The organism is Martelella sp. HB161492, from assembly GCF_013184775.1.
In the GTDB taxonomy this organism is placed as follows: Bacteria; Pseudomonadota; Alphaproteobacteria; order Rhizobiales; family Rhizobiaceae; genus Martelella.
The window spans coordinates 57,518-75,522 of record NZ_JAATVV010000011.1 but is presented as its reverse complement, the minus strand read 5'-3'; the positions used below and the strand labels follow the sequence as shown (position 1 = coordinate 75,522).

Annotated in this window: 16 protein-coding genes; 12 read left to right on the top strand and 4 right to left on the bottom strand. The window is 61.3% G+C overall.

Annotated elements, in window-relative coordinates; all coding sequences use genetic code 11:
* Positions 1-231 precede the first annotated feature (231 nt).
* On the top strand, positions 232-2,892 hold the full coding sequence (locus HCK86_RS17830; protein WP_176085841.1) for a ComEC/Rec2 family competence protein: 2,661 nt from the start codon (positions 232-234) through the stop codon (positions 2,890-2,892).
* Here the strand turns inward: HCK86_RS17830 and lexA are convergent.
* From lexA to HCK86_RS17815, 3 genes are all read right to left on the bottom strand, one after another.
* Positions 2,873-3,583, bottom strand: coding sequence for a transcriptional repressor LexA (gene lexA / locus HCK86_RS17825; RefSeq protein ID WP_176085840.1), 711 nt, complete (start codon positions 3,581-3,583; stop codon positions 2,873-2,875). The two genes, HCK86_RS17830 and lexA, sit on opposite strands and share 20 nt — an antisense overlap.
* 86 nt (positions 3,584-3,669) lie before the next feature.
* A complete protein-coding gene (locus tag HCK86_RS17820) occupies positions 3,670-4,650 on the bottom strand; it encodes an NAD-dependent epimerase/dehydratase family protein (protein ID WP_176085839.1) in 981 nt (326 codons plus the stop codon).
* A gap of 57 nt (positions 4,651-4,707) precedes the next feature.
* Positions 4,708-6,213, bottom strand: coding sequence for an amidohydrolase (locus tag HCK86_RS17815; protein ID WP_176085838.1), 1,506 nt, complete (start codon positions 6,211-6,213; stop codon positions 4,708-4,710).
* A 149-nt stretch (positions 6,214-6,362) separates the two neighbouring features.
* Between HCK86_RS17815 and HCK86_RS17810 the strand changes: the two genes are divergently transcribed.
* From HCK86_RS17810 to murI, 11 genes are all read left to right on the top strand, one after another.
* Positions 6,363-7,346 carry a LysR family transcriptional regulator gene (locus tag HCK86_RS17810; protein WP_246739663.1) on the top strand — a complete coding sequence of 328 codons (984 nt, stop codon included), beginning with the start codon at positions 6,363-6,365 and terminating at the stop codon, positions 7,344-7,346.
* Positions 7,347-7,517: 171 nt separating this feature from the next.
* Positions 7,518-8,549: an extracellular solute-binding protein gene (locus HCK86_RS17805; RefSeq protein ID WP_176085837.1), complete on the top strand. Its 1,032-nt coding sequence runs from the start codon at positions 7,518-7,520 to the stop codon at positions 8,547-8,549.
* Between the two features lie 92 nt (positions 8,550-8,641).
* Entirely contained in the window at positions 8,642-9,520 is an 879-nt protein-coding gene (locus HCK86_RS17800; protein WP_176085836.1) for an ABC transporter permease, read from the top strand.
* Positions 9,517-10,311, top strand: a complete 795-nt coding sequence (locus tag HCK86_RS17795) for an ABC transporter permease (protein WP_176085835.1) — start codon at positions 9,517-9,519, stop codon at positions 10,309-10,311. The genes HCK86_RS17800 and HCK86_RS17795 overlap by 4 nt, the downstream gene beginning before the upstream one ends.
* Before the next feature lie 14 nt (positions 10,312-10,325).
* Complete coding sequence (locus HCK86_RS17790; protein WP_176085834.1) at positions 10,326-11,153, top strand: nucleoside phosphorylase; 828 nt, start codon at positions 10,326-10,328, stop codon at positions 11,151-11,153.
* Positions 11,146-12,249: an ABC transporter ATP-binding protein gene (locus HCK86_RS17785; RefSeq protein WP_176085833.1), complete on the top strand. Its 1,104-nt coding sequence runs from the start codon at positions 11,146-11,148 to the stop codon at positions 12,247-12,249. Before HCK86_RS17790 ends, HCK86_RS17785 begins: the two co-directional genes overlap by 8 nt.
* The gene (locus tag HCK86_RS17780; protein ID WP_176085832.1) at positions 12,246-13,184 is read left to right on the top strand and encodes a PfkB family carbohydrate kinase; all 939 of its coding nucleotides are present in this window, start codon (positions 12,246-12,248) and stop codon (positions 13,182-13,184) included. The genes HCK86_RS17785 and HCK86_RS17780 overlap by 4 nt, the downstream gene beginning before the upstream one ends.
* Entirely contained in the window at positions 13,181-14,230 is a 1,050-nt protein-coding gene (locus HCK86_RS17775) for an ADP-ribosylglycohydrolase family protein (protein ID WP_176085831.1), read from the top strand. Before HCK86_RS17780 ends, HCK86_RS17775 begins: the two co-directional genes overlap by 4 nt.
* 1 nt (position 14,231) lies before the next feature.
* Positions 14,232-15,053 (top strand): creatininase family protein, encoded by an 822-nt coding sequence (locus HCK86_RS17770; RefSeq protein WP_176085830.1) that lies wholly within the window; start codon positions 14,232-14,234, stop codon positions 15,051-15,053.
* A gap of 86 nt (positions 15,054-15,139) precedes the next feature.
* Positions 15,140-15,934 (top strand): RNA methyltransferase, encoded by a 795-nt coding sequence (locus tag HCK86_RS17765; RefSeq protein WP_176085829.1) that lies wholly within the window; start codon positions 15,140-15,142, stop codon positions 15,932-15,934.
* Between the two features lies 1 nt (position 15,935).
* A complete protein-coding gene (gene murI, locus HCK86_RS17760) occupies positions 15,936-16,745 on the top strand; it encodes a glutamate racemase (RefSeq protein ID WP_176085828.1) in 810 nt (269 codons plus the stop codon).
* On the opposite strand, the gene HCK86_RS17755 is transcribed toward murI, so the two are convergent.
* Positions 16,746-17,993: an Nramp family divalent metal transporter gene (locus HCK86_RS17755; RefSeq protein WP_246739662.1), complete on the bottom strand. Its 1,248-nt coding sequence runs from the start codon at positions 17,991-17,993 to the stop codon at positions 16,746-16,748. It abuts the gene before it with no gap.
* Between the last annotated feature and the right edge of the window lie 12 nt (positions 17,994-18,005).

Below are 18,005 nucleotides of genomic sequence, written 5' to 3'. Positions count from 1 at the left end.
AGCGCCTGCTGAATATTCATGGATTATAATAACTAGCTATCTGATCGAGAGGACGCTGCCAAGCCACCCAAAGGGCGATAAAGCAGCGCAATTGATCTTTGATAGTTGCGTTTAGCAAGTTTTTTGCCGGTCTGAAAAGAGGATTTTTATCAAGGGCGCCATCTGCAACGATTGCAAAAGCCCGATTGACGCGTCACGATGCAGCGTTGAAACATGTGATGGGTACGCGCTATGGATGAACGTGATGCCTGGCTGAGCGATCTGACGTGGGAACGCCCGGCAAATGGGGGCGAAAATCGCGGGGGGAACCGTACGGAGGCTGCCTCGGAGAGCCAGCAGCTGCCCCATCATCCATTGCGCCAGAGGCCGCTTTTCTCAGATATTTTCTTGCGCCAGATTGCCAGAGCGCGTCGTTTCGTCGCGTCATCACTGGCTGACGAAAGCGCCCATGGCCGCGCCTTCCTGTTTTCGCCGGTTTTCATCGGCGCTGGCGCTGCGTGGTGGCTGGCACGGCCTTTCTCGCCCGGGCTCATCAGTCTCATCCTGCTGACATTGCTGTCGGCATTGGCCGCGGTGAGTCTGCGCTATTCCCGACGTGCTCTGGCCTTTGCCGCCGCGGCCGTGGCGCTGTTTCTGGCGGGCGGCTTGCTGGCTCAGCTCGAAACGGCACGCCGATCAACGACCGTGCTCGATTCAACGGTCACGACCCATGTCACCGGTCAGATCGAAGCGCGCGAGCGAACGGGAGAGACGAGCTGGCGCTATCAGATCCAGTTGCTCAAGACGGATGATCCTGTCATTCAGCGGCCGCCCGAACGCCTCACGCTGGTGGCGCGGGGCGGCGATGCGGCAGGCTTTGCTGTCGGCAGTGTCATCAGCGGCACGGCGCGGCTGTCGCCGCCTTCGGGGCCGGCTTTGCCCGGGCTCGTCGATTTCGCCTTCCTGTCCTATTTTGACGGCATCGGTGCCATCGGTTTCTTCTATGGGCCGCCGCAGCTTGCCCATGATATTGCTGCAACCGATGGATTAGCGCGGCGGATGGCGCTGGCGATCGAACAATTGCGTGATGCCATCGGCGAACGCGTTCGAGCGGTTCTACCCGGCGAATCAGGGGCTTTCGCCAATGCGATCATCATCGGCGAACGGCGCGGCATGGCCGACACGACACTGAATGCGCTGCGCAATGCCGGGCTTGCACATGTGATCGCGATATCCGGTCTGCACATGGCTTTGGCTGCCGGCATATTCTTCGCCAGTCTCAGGATCGGCTTTGCGCTATTTCCGCGCTTCGCCGAAGCCGTCGCCACCAAGAAGATCGCGGCTGGCGGTGCCTTGTGCACGGCGTCCCTCTATCTGGCGATATCGGGCATGCAGGTCTCTGCCCGCCGTGCCTTCATCATGCTGGCCATCATGCTGATCGCGGCGATCTTCGATCGCGCGGCGCTCAGCCTGCGCAATGTTGCCGTGGCGGCGATCATCGTCCTTTTCTTCTGGCCTTCCGAAGTGCTGGGGCCAAGCCTGCAAATGTCGTTTGCCGCAACCGCAGCCTTGATTTCCGGTTACGGCCTCTGGGTCGGCCGCACGGCGGAACGCGGGGAGGGGCTGGCAAGACTTCCGGCCTATGTCCAGCTGCCGATCGCATTTCTGGGCGGCATCATGCTGACATCCCTGATCGGCGGTGTGTCGACTGCTCCCTATGCGCTTGAGCACTTTCACCGCGCGGCACCCTATGGTCTGCTCGGAAATCTGCTGGCGATGCCGGTCATCACGCTGATCGTCATGCCGGCCGGGCTGATGGCAATGCTTACCATGCCCTTTGGCCTCGATGCGCCCTTCCTCATCCTGATGGGCAAGGGGCTTGACGTCGTGATTTCCATCGCCCGGCATGTCGACGCGCTGGGTGGAATGATCAATACCGGGCAGCCGCCACGGGGCTTTCTGCTGTTGTTCAGCGCCGGCTTTGTCATCGCGGTCTTCCTCAAGACCAGATTGCGCTGGCTTGGGCTGCTGCCAATCGCAGCATCAATGCTGCTGTTCGTATTGACGCGCCCACCCGATCAGACCGCCATTCTGATCGCAGAGAATGCCAGTCTGGTCGCGATTGTCTCGGATCGGGTACCGAGCCTCAGCCGCAGCCGCCCGCCATCCTTCATCTATGACCAATGGCAGCAGGCGCTGCGGCTGAAAAAGGCGGTCGACCCGCTCACAACCAAGGCCGAGACGGCCGTTCCCGATGCCGACGCGCCGCTTGCCGCCGACCAGTTTGCCGCCGCCGGACGCGAGATGGATGAAACCCTCAATGAGGCGCGCAGAACCATCGGCCGCTTCGTCTGCCGCGACAAGACATGGTGTATCGCCGTCACGCCCGACGGCCCGGCCGTTGCTGTAATTACGGGTCATAAAGCCTATGCCCAGACGGCCTGCGATCACGCCGAGATCATCATCACAACCCGCAATCCCGGATTTGACCGCTGCCGTTCGGGCAGCTTTCTCGTCACGCCGTCATTGCTGCGCCAGGCCGGTGCTCTGCGTCTCGATCGCGTCGCGCCGAAAGCCAATTCCGTCTCCGCGGCATTGCAGACGACTAAGGCCGCGGCGCCCGATCCTGCAGGCGCCAAACCGCGAAGCATTGATGCACAAGGAGCCACCGACCGGAATGCCTATTCGGAACGACCCTTCGGCGATGACCGCAAGACAGGCAACAGTTTCAGCTGCGACGGGGGCAAATCCAGCCTGCAGCGATCCGGCTGCATTCGCTTTTCCGTGACGCCCGCGATCAGCAATATCACCCGTGCATGGCAGCAGCACCGTCTCTATGACTGGCATTCGCGGTCCTTTGCGACGCCATCACCACTCCCTGCCGATGTCAGCTTCAGTGGTAGCGCCGGATAAGCCCGACAAGTTTGCCCTGCACCTTGACCTGATCGGCGGCGAAAATCCGGGTCTCATAGGCCGGATTGGCCGCCTCCAGCGCAATGGAAGCCCCCTTGCGGCGGAACCGCTTCAGGGTCGCTTCCTCGTCATTGACGAGGGCAACGACAATGTCGCCGGGCGTGGCAGAGTTCACATTGCGGATGATGACCGTATCACCGTCGAAAATGCCGGCTTCGATCATCGAATCGCCCTGAACCTCCAGCGCATAATGTTCGCCCGTACCGAGCATTTCCGCCGGCACGGCGATATCATGCGTATTTTCCTGAATGGCCGAGATCGGCACACCGGCGGCGATCCGTCCCATGATCGGCACCTGAGCCACATTCTCAGGAACGGATGCTGCCTTGACCTCCGGCTTTTCTGTCTTTTTGCCGAGGCTGCCTTCGATCACGCTGGGTGAAAAGCCGCGACGGGGCTGCTGGCTGGCAACATAGCTCTCCGGCATGCGCAGGATTTCCAGTGCCCGCGCCCGGTTGGGCAGGCGTCTGATAAAGCCACGTTCCTCCAGCGCTGTGATAAGGCGATGGATGCCCGACTTGGAGGCAAGATCAAGGGCTTCCTTCATCTCGTCGAAGGACGGAGGGATCCCCGTCTCTTTCATCCGTTCATGGATGAATAAAAGCAGTTCCTGTTGCTTGCGCGTCAGCATTTGTGGTCACCACCAATTCGAAACAAATACGGAACGGACTATATCTGTTCCTTATGTGTTCTGCAAGCGATCCGGTGAAAAAGTATCTATCTGTCAGGGTTTTGGCTGACATCGTGTGTCGCGATATAGTCCTGAACGAGATCGGATGCGGTGCGCTCGAAAAGCGGAAATCCGAGCGCCCGAGCCCGGCCGGCGGCAAAGCGCTGCGGGAAGTCGCGCGCCTCATAAGAAGGAGGGGTCTGACGTTTTACCAGCGACACGCCGTGTTCGCCGGCCACCGCGCCGAGCGCCTCCAGCAGCGCGCCGACCGTCACCGAAACTCCGGGCATTGTGAGGGCGCGGCACGCCGTCAGGGCCGGGGCTGGAAGCGCTGCGGCATGGATCAGCTGGGCGAGAGCCGTTTTCGGCGAGGCCAGCCAGTGGCGCACGTCATCGGAGGCAGGAAGAACCGCATGTCGATTATGAAGAGGTTCCCTTATGATGTTGGAGAAGAAGCCTGAATTGCCATGTGTTGCTTCGCCGGGGCGGACGGCGATTGTCGGCAACCGGAGGCAGATTCCATCGAGAAACCCCATGCGCGAATAGTCGGCAATCAGGGTCTCGCTCATCAGCTTTTGCGCCCCATAGGAGCTGTCGGGACGCGGCATGGTATCGTCCTCGATCAGAGCCGGAAAGGGCGCGCCGTACACGCCGATCGAGGATGCGTGGACCAGCCGCGGGCAATAGCTGCTGCCCGCCTTTCTGAGGCCTTCGGCAAGCGCGCGCACCGTGTCGAAATTGATGTGATAGCCGATCGCGAAGTCACGGTCAGCCTGTCCCATGGCGGTGGCGGCAACGTGGAAAATCATCTCCGGGCGTGAGGCCAGCACGGTCTCGACAATGCGACTGTCTGCGGCATCGCCGAGCACCTGCGTGACCCGTCCGTCGTCAAATCCGGGCTCCGGCGGGCGGATATCGCAGAGAATCAGTTGATCGATCACCTGATCTTTGATTCGGCCTGCCGTCAGTAGTTCGCGGGTGAGCGCGTGGCCGATCATGCCGGCGGCGCCGATAACGGCGATGCGCATAGATGTTCTCCTTATGCGGCAGGGCGCGCAGTTGCACGCGTCCTGCCCGGATTTTGTTCAGCTGTTGACGCGCGGATGGATTGGCAGCGCGCGTTCCGTCGCCTTAGCATACATCTGGTCGAGATAGGGACGAACATCGGCGGCGCCCTTGCTCATGGCCGGGCAGATGTCGCGTTCAAAGCGGGCAGCCGCTTCAGCGATCTCGCCGCGCAGATCATCTTCGCTGATGGCGGTGAGCTTTCGGTCACGCATGACAACCTTGCCACCGACGATGGAATGGGTCACCACGTCCGAATTGACCGAAAAGGCGATCTTCTTGATCGGATCATGCAGCGGCATGAAGCCCCAGTCATTCCTGTCCATGAGGATGATGTCGGCGAGCTTGCCTTCCGCCAGCGTGCCGACGTCCTCCTGCATCAGGCTGGTCCGGGCAGCGGATGTCGTTGCCATGTCATAGACGTCATGGGCAGAGATCCAGTCGTTGTAGTCGAATGTGCCGATCTTGTGCAGGCCAGCGGCAACCTTGAAGGCGACGAAGATGTCGGCGGTATCGGCGGAGGCAACGCCATCGCAGCCGAGCGCGACATTGACGCCCGCCTTCATCATCTTGCGGACCGGGGACACGCCTGAGCCGAGCTTGAGATTGGCGAGCGGATTGTGGGTGGTCGAGCATCCGGCAGCGCCCATGGTGGCAATGTCGCTGTCGGTCAGCCAGATGGCGTGGTTCATCGTCAGGCGATGGGTCATCAAGCCCATATCCTTGAGGAATTCGACCAGCGTGCGGCCGTATTTTTCCTGGCCGGTCACGGCCTGCGTCTTGGTTTCCAGAACATGGCAGTGAACGGGAAGGTTTCGCGCCTCGGACAGGCTGGCGACCTCCTGCAGCAGACGCTCGGAGCAGCGCTGCGGCCCGCAGGGACCGAGAATGATGCGCATGTTGTCCTTGCCGTGCCAGTTCTTCGACAGTTCCTCGAACAGTTCGATCTGCGCCTTCCAGTCCGGCGCAGGCGTCGCCTCAAGCCGGGCTTTCAGCTCTGCCGGCACCAGATCGCCGATGAAGGGCAGGCTGTTGCAATAGCTCTCATCCCACATCGACGCGGTGATCCAGCCGCGCAGACCGACATCGCGAAAGGCGGTTGCCGTTGCATCGACGGCGTCCGGTGTGCCGGAAATGTTGATCACATCGTCCTGCAGCGTGGTGACGCCGGATCTCAGCGAAATGATCGCCACCAGCATGGCGCGCAGATAATGGTCACGCCAGGACATCTGATTTGCAAAAAGCGGCGGATAGACTTCCGAGAGCCAGATTTCGAGCGGCAGGTTGTCATAGCGGCCCATCTCGAAACCTTCATTGGAATGCATATGGGCATCAATGAAGCCGGGCATGACGAGCTTGTCGCTGGCGTCGATTGTCTCGAGATCGGCAAAGCCGGCGGCACGTTCTGAAAGATCCGCTCCGCGGGCGACAATCCGGTCACCGTCGATCAGCAGGTCGCCGCGCGTGAAGGGATGTTCGGGAAGCGACTGGTCTATGACGAGACCGTTCCTGATCAGGATTGCCATTTCATTCTCCATTGCGATGTCATGTTGTGCTGCGTGGCACAAAGCTTGCTTTTGTCAAAGACGGGGATGATTATTGCGCCGTCGGGGCGCCTGTGGTGGGCCGCGCGCCGGCATTGTGAAACCCTTTGATGAAAAAGGGAGCATGTCTCATGGCAAATCTTGCCGGCGACCATGGTCTTGATCTGCGCCTGATGCGCATTCTGAATGTTCTTATGGATGAGTGCAGTGTTTCCAGAACCGCCACCATCCTCGGGCAGAGCCAGCCGTCCATATCGCTCTCGCTGAAGCGCCTCCGCGAAATTCTGGGCGATCCGCTGCTTGTCAGAAGCGGGGTCAGACTGATCCCGACGGAAAAGGGACTTCGCATAAGGGGGCAGGTGGCGCGGATCCTTCAGGATATCGATGCGCTCGCCGATAGTGGCGAAAGCTTCGATCCGGCGCATTACAACAGGCGCTTCCGCGTTTACGCCGCCAATTGTCTCGGCACCTTCTTCATGCCGCGCATTGCCGAACTGGTGCGCCGCGAAGCGCCGATGATGCCGCTTGATTTCTGCTCTATCCCGGAAGAGAGCGAGATTTTCTCCGAGCTGGAAAGCGGCAAGCTCGATCTCGTCATCGGCAACTGGCCGACCCCGCGTGACTATCTGCGTTTCGCCCCGCTTCTGGAAACCGATATCGTGCTGGTGATGCGCAATGATCACCCGCTGGCGGGACGGCATCGCATCGGCCTCGAGGACTATCTGACGCTGGACCATCTGTCGCCGACGCCGCATACCAGCCCGGCCATCAGCCCGATCGACGGACAGCTGGCGCAGCTGGATGTGAAGCGCAACATCGCCATGTCGGTGGCCGAGTTCACGCTGGTGCCGCATATGCTGGAGCGCACCGATCTCGTGTTCACCAGTTCGCGCCCCTTTGCCGAACAGATGGCTCTGTCTGGCAAGTTCACCATTGTGGCGGCGCCCGAGGAACTGGCGAAAATGAGTTTCTACACGCTGTGGCATGAAAGGTCGCATCTCTCGCCCGGCAATCAGTGGTTCCGAAAATTGCTGCGCCGGGTTGCTCAAGAGATAAGCGAATTCGATACCGTTCCTTCAAGTGAAACTTCGCCTGAACCCATTCGTCTGGACTAATAGACTGTATTAGCCTCAAGGGACTTATGGTTTGTCAATTCCTGCCGTTTAATCGGATCCGGAGAGCGCCAGCCAGACATGTCCGCGGCCCCGATCTGTCGCTGCATCTGGCTCGCTGCGTTCCATGCGCCGGGGTAACCCGATCAAAACAAACAAGGGGAATGATCCACCATGCTGAAGTCTCTCACGAGCATGCTTCTGGCCGGCACGATCGGCCTTTCGGCCGTCAGCGCCTTTGCGGCTGAAGACTATTCCGGTCACACGCTGGTTGTCGGCGTATGGGGCGGCGATATCGAACGTCTGCTGCGCGAGAATGCCGCCGATCCGATTGAAAAGGAAACCGGTGCCAAGGTCGAATTCGTGCTTGGCGGCACGGGCGACCGTATGGCCCGCATCTATGCCGAGAAGGACAATCCGACCATGGATGTGGCCTTCCTCAACATGTATGAGGCACCGCAGGCTCTGGCCGATGGTGTCGTCGACGCGCCCGATCCGGACAGCGACATGTACAAGAACATCTGGGATGGCATGAACAATGGCTGCTACGCCATGTCTCTGGTCGGCCTTGGCATTGCCTATAACAAGACGCTGGTCGACCATCCGCCGGAATGGAAGGATATGTGGGATCCGCAATATAACGGCAAGATCGCCGTTTCGCAGTATCCGGGTTCGGAAGGTGATGGCCTGATCGGCGTTGCCGCCCGCCTTGCCGGAGCCGATGAGCATGATCCCGATGCCGCTTTCGCCAAGCTTGAAGAGCTGAAGCCGATCGCCATGACCTACACCAATCTGGACGAGGTCTTTGCGATGATGGATGCCGGCGAAGTTGTCATGGCGCCGATGATCTCGGGCTATGTGCTCTCTGCGCTGAAGGAACATCCCGATATCGGATTCTCCTTCCCGACCGATCCGGGTCCGGTTCTGGTGCGCGACATGCTGTGCCTGGTCAAGAATTCGCCCGAGCCGGAACTGGCCAAGATGTTTGCCGAAAAGGCGCTCGGCGTGAAGAACCAGACAGACTACGCCGAACAGATCTATTTCGGCCCGACCAACAAGAATGTGAAGCTGCCTGAAACGGTATCTGCCGATGTGATCGACACGCCGGAAGAGGTCGACAGCCTGGTTCAGCTCGACTGGCCCTATGTCATCAGCCAGCGCAGCGACTGGACCCAGCGCTGGAACAAGGACCTTCTCGGCCAGTAATCCCGGCCTGAAAAGTTCCTGAACGGCCCGCCGCGCAGATCCCCCGTGCGGCGGGCGCTCATGCCCTTCAAGATTTTTCGATTGTGATGCCGATGAACAGACGCGCCACGCTTCTTCTGGCTCCGGCCCTCATTCTTTCCGGGGGCGTTTTCCTGCTGCCTTTCCTCTGGCTGGTCGTGACCTCCTTCAAGGTGCGCGGCGAGGGATCGCTGCTGATGGCTGATGGCTTCAGCCTCGCCAATTATGCGCGCCTCGTTTCCGACAGCTATTTCGCCGAGGTGTTCTTCCGCACGCTCTGGCTCAGCGCGCTTGCGACCATTCTGTGCCTCATCATCGCATTGCCTGTCGCCCGTCAGATCGCCGTCAGCGCCGGCCGGGCGAAAGGTCTGCTTCTGGCGCTGATTCTGGTGCCGCTCGTCTCCGGCGCGCTGCTGCCATCGCTTGGCATGCTGCATCTTCTCGGCCCGCTTGGTGTCGTCAATTCGGTCCTGAAGGAGATGGGGCTGATCAGATCCAGCATAAAGTTTCTCGGCACGGTACCCGGCGTCGTCATCGGCCTTGTTCAGGCCTTTCTGCCGCTGATGCTGCTGCCGCTGGTCAATGCGCTGTCGCACCTGCCGAAGGATGTCGAGGCGGCGGCGGCCACGCTTGGCGCACCGATGCCTGTCGTCTGGCGCCGTGTTATCCTGCCGCTGATTGCGCCCGGCGTCGTCGCCGGTTCGGTGCTGGTCTTCTGCGCGTCGCTCACCTCCTTCGTCACGCCGCAGATCCTCGGCCAGGGCAAGATCGCCACCTTCGGCACCATGGCCTATCAACAGGCCTCGCTGGTGCTGGACTGGCCGTTTGCCTCGGCGATTGCCGTTGTCATGCTTGCGCTTCTGGCGATCGGTCTCGGCATCGGCTCGGCGCTTTCGAAGCTTCTTGCGCGCAAACCCGACCCGGTTTCCGCTGAAACGGGAGTAACGGCATGAAAACCTATGGATTCGCCGTCTCGGCCCGCTTTCTGTGGACCATCCTTGCCTTCATTTTCCTGCTGGCGCCGATTGCCGTGCTGATCTTCGCCTCCTTCGATGACGCCAGTTTCTTCCGTTTTCCGCCGAAGGATTATTCGCTGCGCTGGTATCAGGCAGCCCTTGAGAGCCGTGAATACAAGAGTGCGCTGTCCGTCAGCCTGATCGTCGCCGTGCTGGCGGGTTTCGTCTCGGTCATCTTTGGTGGCCTTGCCGCCTTCGCGCTGGTGCGCTTCAAACCGGCAGGCGGGCGGATCATCGAGGCGATCCTGATGACGCCGCTGGTGCTGCCGCTGATTGTCTGGGCGATCGCGCTGCTGCAGATCTATTCAAAGCTTGGCATGTCCGGCACGCTGCCGGCGCTGGTACTGGCGCATGCGGTTATCACCATGCCCTTCACCGTGCGCATCATGGTCTCGACCTTTGCCGATCTCGATCCGCTGCTGGAACAGGCCGCGGCAACGCTTGGCGCCTCTCCGATGCGGGTGATCGGACGCATCACCCTGCCGCTCGCCATGCCGGGCCTTGTGTCATCCGCAGCATTCTCGCTGCTGATCTCCTTCAACGATGTCATCGTTTCTTCGCTGATTGCCGGCGCGCGCTGGATCACCTTTCCGGTGCGCCTCTACGCCCAGCTCAGAAGCCAGGGCATTGATCCGATTACGCTGGCAATCGGCTCCGCCATCGTCGCCTTCATCCTCGTTGCCGCCTTGATCGGTGAATTTCTGTTCAAATGGTCACGCAGACTGTAAAGAAAGTCATATAAATGTCTGAAGAATATAAATATACGAAAACCATGCCGCATTTCGTGCGTGACGGTATTCCGCTTCTGACGGGCTTCAAGCGTGACCGGATCGCGCCTTATGTGGTGCTGGCCGTTGCCGATCCGCTGGTGGTCGGCGATGGCGCAGCCGAGGATTCTCTCGCCTCTGCCCTCGACAATCCTGAGCTTGCCGCGAAAACCGGGCTGTTCACCTCGATCACAGGGACCTATGAGGGCTCGCCGGTCACCGTTGTTTCCGGTGGTTCCGGTTCGCCGGAAGCGGAACTGGCGCTGATGGATCTGTTCAATTTCACCGACTGCACCACGGTTATCCGCATTGGCGGCTGTGGCGCATGGAGCCCGAAAGTCGGCGTCGGCGATGTCGTGATCTCGTCCGGCGCGGTGCGCGATGAGGGGATGACCAAGGCGCATGTGCGGATGGAATATCCGGCGATTGCCGACTGGCAGGTGGTTGCGGCCATGAAGGCTGCCGCTGATACAGTTGGCCATCCCTATCACATCGGCATCACCCGTTCCGGCGACAGCGAATATTGCGGCTGGGGCAAGCCGGGGCCGGGCGGCTATCTTCAAGATGATCATAAAGGCATCATCGATTACTGGAGCCGGGCCGGCATCCTCAACACGGACCGCGAAAGTGCAGCAATCCTGACGCTATGCAGCCTTTACGGCCGACGCGGCGGTGCAGTCTGCTCAGTCGGCGACAATGTCGTGACCGGTGAGCTGCACAAGTCCGGTTCCGGCCAGACGGCGGCGATTTCCGTGGGCCTGAAGGCGCTTGCCCGCCTGCACCGGGAGGATGCGAATGGCTGAAAAACACGCGCCCGATCACCTGGTCATCTCCAAGGTGATGAAGAATTATGGCGGAGCCGAGCCGGCGCTGAAAAGCGTTTCGCTTTCGGTCCGCAAGGGCGAGTTCCTTGCGCTTCTGGGCCCGTCTGGCTGCGGCAAGACCACGCTTCTGAAGATCATTGCCGGGCTTGAAAAGGCGACCCAGGGCACGATGGCGCTGGCCGGCGCGGGGCTTGATGCGATCCCGACCTTCAAGCGCGATATCGGCATCGTGTTCCAGTCCTATGCGCTGTTTCCGCATATGAGCGTCGATGCGAATATCCGTTTCGGCCTCGATATGCGCGGGATCAAGGGGCAAGAGGCCGATGACCGGGTCGCCGAAGCGCTCGATCTGGTCAAGCTGCACGGGCTTTCCGCGCGCATGCCCAACGCGCTTTCCGGCGGTCAGCAGCAGCGCGTGGCGCTTGCCCGTGCATTGGTGATCCGGCCGAAGCTTCTGCTTCTTGATGAGCCGCTATCCAATCTCGATGCGGTGCTGCGCAAGAGCGTGCGCGTCGATATCCGCGAGCTTCACGAGCGTATCGGGCTCACCACGGTCATGGTCACCCATGATCAGGAGGAGGCCATGAGCATGGCTGACCGGGTTGCCGTCATGGCGAACGGCTATGTGCTGCAGCATGACAGCCCCGAGACCATCTACGAGCAGCCCGCTTCCGCCTTCGTCGCCACCTTCGTCGGCAATCCGCCGGCGATCCTTCTGCCGGTGGAAAAGGCGCAGGACGGCGGTCTCACGCTTGGAGGGGCCGCATTTGCGCCCTCGGCTGCGCTCCGGCGCGCCGTTGATGCGGCGCCCGGCCGGTCGCTGCTGCTCGGTCTTCGCTCCGACCGCCTGTCCTTTGCCGATGCGGCCGATGATGGAACGGTTTCGGGCGAGGTCCATTCCAGCGAATATATCGGCGGGGCATGGCTCGTTCACGTCGCTCTCGGTGAACACCGTCTCGCGGTGCCATCGCGCGAAAAGCCGCCGCAGTTCGGCGCGCCTGCGCATATTCGCATTGCCGATGCCGCACCTCTGCTTTTCGATGCAAAGACCGGACAGAAGCTGGAGGCCGCATGACCAAGGGTGCAGTCTATTGCCTCGGGCCGCTGGTGCTCGACCGTATTCTGACGGTCGATGATCTGCCTGGCCATGACGAGAAAGCCTTCATCAAGGAAAAGGACGAACGGGCTGGCGGGCCTCCGCTGAACTGTGCCTTTGCCCTGTCGCGTTTTGGCGAAGATGCCCGCCTCGTTTCCACCATCGGTGATGATGGCGACGGCACCAAGCTGATGCAGTGGCTTGCGGATCATGATCTGTCGACCGAGGCGGTCGAAGTGGAGGCCGATGCCGCCACGGCTTCGGCGCTGATCATCGTTGATCGAACCGGCGAAAAGGCGATCCTGATCGATCCGATGCGGATCGAAGCGCTTGAGGCAATCGGAACCAAAGTGGAGCTTCAGCCGGGCGATACCGTCATTGCCAATCTTTTCCATCCCGAAGCCGTCGCGGCCATCTTTGCCCGGGCCGAGCCGCTCGGCCTGTCGCGGATGATCGATCTCGAACTGCCTGAGATCGAACGCTGGGGCTGGGATGCTCTGGAGCGCGTCCTGCCTCAGACCGATATCGCCGTGACCAACAGGCAGATGCTTGAAGCCTGGATGAAGCGCAATTCCGTGACGGCAGACCTTGAGGACGCCGCCAGTACGCTGGCGCAAACACTCGTTGAGAAAGGCGCGGGCCGGGCGATCGTGACGCTTGGAGCCGAAGGGCTGATCGCTTTCGCCGATGGAGCGGTCCAGACCGTCACTGCGCTGAAGGTGAGGCCGAAAAACACCACTGGCGCCGGCGATGTCTTTCTCGCCGGCCTCGCAACCGCGCTGCGCCGCGGAAGCGCCTTCGAGAGGGCACTGCGACAGGCAACGGCCTGTTCCGCCCATTTCCTCGAAACCGGAAAATGTGAATATGACAAGGCAGCCGAACGGCTGCGCGACAGGGAGAATGCAGTATCATGAGTTCGGATCTGGCCCAGAAAATCGAAGCGGTACTGGCCGCCGCCTGCGTTGGCGATGCGCTGGGCGCTGCGACGGAATGCATGTATCCGGCACTGATCTGTGAGGTCTTTGGCGGTCCGGTCGTGACCTATCGCCAGCCGCCGGAACATGCGCCCTTCGCCAAGGGCCTGGCGCCGGGACGACTGACGGATGATGCAACCCAGATGCTGGCCATGGCCCGGCGGCTGATCGCGCTCGACCGGCCGGCCGGTCCCGACGATGCAATTGCCGGCTTCATCGACTGGTCGAATGATGAGGAAATGTTCCAGCGATTCGCCGGTCCGACGACCCGCATCGCCGTGGAAGCCATGCGTGCGGGCGCGAGGGCTGAAGATGTCGCCACACCCGCCGCCTATTCCTGCATGTTTGGCACCTCCAATGGCGGCGCCATGCGGGCGCCAACCGCCGGAAGTGCGGCTGCGGGCAATCTGGACGAGGCGGTGCGGCTGGCCTGCCTGCTCTCAGCGCCGACCCACAATACCCAGATCGCCTATTCGGGTGCTTCGGCCGTTGCCGGTGCGATCGCCGTCGGGCTTGCTGCAGATCGCCGCATGTCGCTGGAAGATGCAGCGCTTGAAGCCGCGCGGCTTGGCGAGGCGGAAGCGTTGAAAACCGGCCGCATTGTCGGCGGAACCGGCGTCATCCGCCGCATTGAACTCGCCTTCGAAATAGCCGAACGTTACGCGGGTGATATCGAGGCGGCGCGTTCCGAACTGACCGAAGTGGTCGGTAACGGTGTTGCCATGGCCGAGGCCGTGCCGCATGCCTTCGGCCTGGTCAAGGCAGCGAAGGGGTCGGCCTGGGGCGCGATCGTTGCCGCCGTCAATGGCGGCAATGACAGTGACACGATTGCGATGATCGCCGGCTCTGTTGCCGCGGCCTGGAATGGCGCAGCGGACGTTCCGGCCGGACTGATCGACGAGGCTGTCGCCGTCAACGGCCTTGATCTCACCGCCGTTGCCGCAGGGCTTTGCGCCTATAATGCACGCTTTGCTCAGGGAGCCTGAAATGAAACGCTACTGGATGGAACTTTCGAGCCCCGAACATGCGGCGCTGCCGGACAATACGCTTGCAATTCTGCCGGTCGCCGCCGTCGAGCAGCATGGGCCGCATCTGCCGGTCGGAACCGATTGCCTGATCAACAATAGCATCATCGCCGCCATGCTGAAAAAGCTCGGTGATGACGTGCCCGCCGTGGTGCTGCCACTGCAGCCGGTCGGCGCCTCGCAGGAACATCTCGACTATGCCGGTTCGCTGGCGCATCCGGCATCCGATCTGATGCAGTCCTGGACCCGGATCCTGGACTGTGCAGTGCGCTCCACCGGTCTGAAACGCCTGCTGATCTTCAACAGCCATGGCGGTCAGTCCGGCCTGCTGTCTGTTGTGGCGCTGGATCAGCGGGTCCGTCACAATATCCTCGCAGCCTATGCGACATGGTTCGACAGCGGCTATCCGGAAGGCCTGTTCACCGATGACGAAATTCGCACCGGCTTCCATGGCGGCGATATCGAGACATCGATGATGCTGGCGCTGCATCCCGATCTTGTGGCGATGGGCAGGGCTGAGGATTTTCGGTCCGCCGTTGATGAGATCGAGGGCAAGACAGCGCAGCTTTCCGCCAATCCTGGCGGCGGACGTGTTGGCGGGCTCGGCTGGAAGGCACAGGATCTGCACCCCGATGGCGTCACCGGTGACGCAAGCCGGGCGACGGCGGAAAAGGGCAGGGTACTGCTCGACCATGCGGCAACGGCCCTTGCGGCACTGGTGGGTGATCTCACCAGTGTTGAAATGCCCGATGGCAACTGGCCGCCAGCGCAATATCGCGCCTGACAATCGCAAGACTTGCATTTCATGCGCGCGGGGTGGATAAGCCGGGTTCATCCCCTCAACTGCGACGATATGAAGAACAGGACGACATGGCAGGCACCAATAGCGAGCTTGAACTGATCACCGAGGGACCCGTGGTCATTCTGGTCAATCCGCAGCTCGGCGAGAATATCGGCATGGTCGCCCGCGCCATGGCCAATTTCGGTCTTTGGGAACTGCGTCTGGTTGAACCGCGCGACGGCTGGCCATCCGATACCGCCCGCGCCGCCGCCTCCAAGGCCGATCATGTGATCGACAATACCAAGGTCTATGACCGGCTTGAAGACGCGATTGCCGATCTCAATTTCGTCTATGCGACAACGGCGCGCGCCCGCGATGGTTTCAAGCCGGTGCGCGCGCCGACGGTCGCGACGCAGACATTGCGTCAGCGTTTTGCCAAGGGGGAGCGCACCGGCATCCTGTTCGGCCGTGAGCGCTGGGGCCTTTCCAATGAGGAAGTGGCGCTGGCCGACGAGATCGTCACCTTTCCGGTCAATCCTGCCTTTGCCTCGCTCAACATCGCCCAGGCCGTGCTGCTGATGTCCTATGAATGGATGAAATCCGGCATGGAAGACGAGAGCGCCACGGCCTTTGCGCCGCTTCAACAGACGCCCGCCACCAAGCATGATCTGTTCGGCCTGTTCGGCCATCTGGAAGACGCACTGGATTCGCGCGGCTATTTCCGCCCCGAAGACAAGAAGCCGAAGATGATCGACAATCTGCGCGCGGTGTTTACCCGCCGTGAAATGTCGCTGCAGGAAATCAACCTTATCCGCGGCGTGATTTCCTCACTCGACCGGTTCACCCGCAAATCACCGCGCGGCAATCCGCCCTCGGAGGACTGAGATGAGCGCAGAGCGTGTCGCGCGGCCGGTTCTGATCTTTGATTCAGGCATTGGCGGTCTCACCGTTCTGCGCGAGGCGCGCGTGCAGATGCCGGAACGGCGTTTCGTCTATGTCGCTGACAATGCCGGATTCCCCTATGGCGACTGGGACGAGGCGCCGCTGCTTGCGCATATCGTCACCTTGTTCGAGCGCCTCCTGGCCGAAATCCGTCCGGAAGCGGTGGTGATTGCCTGCAACACCGCCTTCACGCTCGCCGGTGAGGCGCTGCGCGCCCGTTTTCCCGAAACCCCTTTCATCGGCACGGTTCCGGCGATAAAACCTGCTGCCGAGCGCACGCGTTCCGGTCTGATCACCGTCCTGGCGACGCCTGGCACGGTGTCGCGCGAATATACCCGCGCCCTGATCGATCGCTATGCCGCAGGCTGTACGGTGACGCTCGTCGGGTCAAAACCGCTTGCGGCGATGGCCGAGGCGCATATTCGCGGTGAGCTGGTGGACGAGGGCGCACTCAAGGCCGAGGTGCTGCCCTGCTTTCAGAGCAGTGAGAAAGGCCGCACCGATATCATCGTGCTGGCCTGCACCCATTATCCCTTTCTCGCCAATGAATTTCGCCGTCTGGCGCCATGGCCGGTCGACTGGATCGATCCGGCCGAAGCCATTGCCCGTCAGGCACGCCGGGTCCTGGCGGCCGCTGACTGGCCTGCCGAACTCTCCCATAACCACGACGTCGCGCTGTTTACCGATCCGGCCATCAGCCCGCAGACGCGGCGGCTGCTGCACGGCTTCGGCCTTGATCTCAACGTGCCGTGATCAGGCCGACGGCAGGCCCGGAATGTCGAGACCGAAGGTCTGCGCCAGAAGCACGAAATTCAGCGACAGAACCGCGACTGCCCCAAGGATTGCCAGCGCATCGATCAGCTTGCTGTTGGCGTAGGTTCCCATCAGGTCGCGGCGGCGGGTAAAGAGAACCAGCGCGATCATCGGAACCGGCAAAGAGATCGACAGGATGATCTGGCTGACGACCAGTGCCTGCGTCGCGTTGACGCCAAGCGCAACGATGATGAAGGCCGGTGCCATGGTGATCAGGCGGCGCAGCCAGATCGGAATGCGGAAGCCGACAAAGCCCTGCATGATCATCTGGCCCGCCATGGTACCGACAACCGAAGACGAGATGCCCGAAGCGATCAGCGACACGAGGAAAGCGGCGGCGGCAAAGCCACCGAGCAGCGGCGTCAGCATGTGATAGGCGGTCTCGATCTCGGCAACATCGGAATGGCCCTGATGGAAGGCACTTGCCGCCATCATCACCATGGCCATGTTGACCACGCCGGCAAGTGCCAGGGCGATCACCACTTCGCGATTGGAAAAGCGCAGCAGCCGGCGGCGGTTATGCTCATTGTCGATGTGAAACCTATGCTGGGTCAGACCTGAGTGAAGGTAGACGGCATGCGGCATCACAGTCGCGCCGATGATGCCGACCGCAATTGCAAGTGCGGCGGTGTCCGGGATCTCGGGTGACACCAGATGGGTGGCAGCCTCGCCCCAGGCAATCGGCGCGATGAAGAGCTCAACCACATAGCAAAGGCTGATGACGGCGATCAGCGCACCGATGATCAGCTCCATCGGCCGATAGCCGCGACCTTCAAAGATCAGGATGCCATAGGTGACAATGGCGGTGATGCCCATGCCAGCCATCAGCGGCATGTTAAACAGCAAAGCAAGACCGATGGCGCCGCCAAGAAATTCGGCAAGATCGGTCGCCATGGCGGCAATTTCGCTGACGATCCACATCAGGATCACCACCGGCTTGGAAAACTCGTCGCGGCACATTTCCGCAAGGTTCTTGCCGGTAACAATGCCGAGCTTGGCCGACAGCGCCTGAAACAGCATGGCGATCAGATTGGCGACGAGCACGACCCAGAGCAGCGTATAGCCGTAACCGGCGCCGGCCTGGATATTGGTCGCATAATTGCCGGGATCGACATAGGCGATCGATGCGATCACCGCAGGACCGGCAAAGAGAAGCGCCGAGCGCGGACGCACCCGGCCTGCGGCCATCACTGCGTTGAT

Excerpts from the sequence above, each read along its gene's own strand:
- HCK86_RS17800 (WP_176085836.1), top strand. The coding sequence starts at position 8,642 with ATGAACAGACGCGCCACGCTTCTTCTGGCTCCGGCCCTCATTCTTTCC.
- HCK86_RS17810 (WP_246739663.1), top strand. The coding sequence starts at position 6,363 with ATGGCAAATCTTGCCGGCGACCATGGTCTTGATCTGCGCCTGATGCGC.
- HCK86_RS17770 (WP_176085830.1), top strand. The coding sequence starts at position 14,232 with ATGAAACGCTACTGGATGGAACTTTCGAGCCCCGAACATGCGGCGCTG.
- HCK86_RS17755 (WP_246739662.1), bottom strand. The coding sequence starts at position 17,993 with ATGGCCGCAGGCCGGGTGCGTCCGCGCTCGGCGCTTCTCTTTGCCGGT.
- HCK86_RS17785 (WP_176085833.1), top strand. The coding sequence starts at position 11,146 with ATGGCTGAAAAACACGCGCCCGATCACCTGGTCATCTCCAAGGTGATG.
- HCK86_RS17765 (WP_176085829.1), top strand. The coding sequence starts at position 15,140 with ATGGCAGGCACCAATAGCGAGCTTGAACTGATCACCGAGGGACCCGTG.
- HCK86_RS17775 (WP_176085831.1), top strand. The coding sequence starts at position 13,181 with ATGAGTTCGGATCTGGCCCAGAAAATCGAAGCGGTACTGGCCGCCGCC.
- HCK86_RS17805 (WP_176085837.1), top strand. The coding sequence starts at position 7,518 with ATGCTGAAGTCTCTCACGAGCATGCTTCTGGCCGGCACGATCGGCCTT.
- HCK86_RS17830 (WP_176085841.1), top strand. The coding sequence starts at position 232 with ATGGATGAACGTGATGCCTGGCTGAGCGATCTGACGTGGGAACGCCCG.
- HCK86_RS17790 (WP_176085834.1), top strand. The coding sequence starts at position 10,326 with ATGTCTGAAGAATATAAATATACGAAAACCATGCCGCATTTCGTGCGT.
- HCK86_RS17795 (WP_176085835.1), top strand. The coding sequence starts at position 9,517 with ATGAAAACCTATGGATTCGCCGTCTCGGCCCGCTTTCTGTGGACCATC.
- HCK86_RS17815 (WP_176085838.1), bottom strand. The coding sequence starts at position 6,213 with ATGGCAATCCTGATCAGGAACGGTCTCGTCATAGACCAGTCGCTTCCC.
- lexA (WP_176085840.1), bottom strand. The coding sequence starts at position 3,583 with ATGCTGACGCGCAAGCAACAGGAACTGCTTTTATTCATCCATGAACGG.
- HCK86_RS17820 (WP_176085839.1), bottom strand. The coding sequence starts at position 4,650 with ATGCGCATCGCCGTTATCGGCGCCGCCGGCATGATCGGCCACGCGCTC.
- murI (WP_176085828.1), top strand. The coding sequence starts at position 15,936 with ATGAGCGCAGAGCGTGTCGCGCGGCCGGTTCTGATCTTTGATTCAGGC.
- HCK86_RS17780 (WP_176085832.1), top strand. The coding sequence starts at position 12,246 with ATGACCAAGGGTGCAGTCTATTGCCTCGGGCCGCTGGTGCTCGACCGT.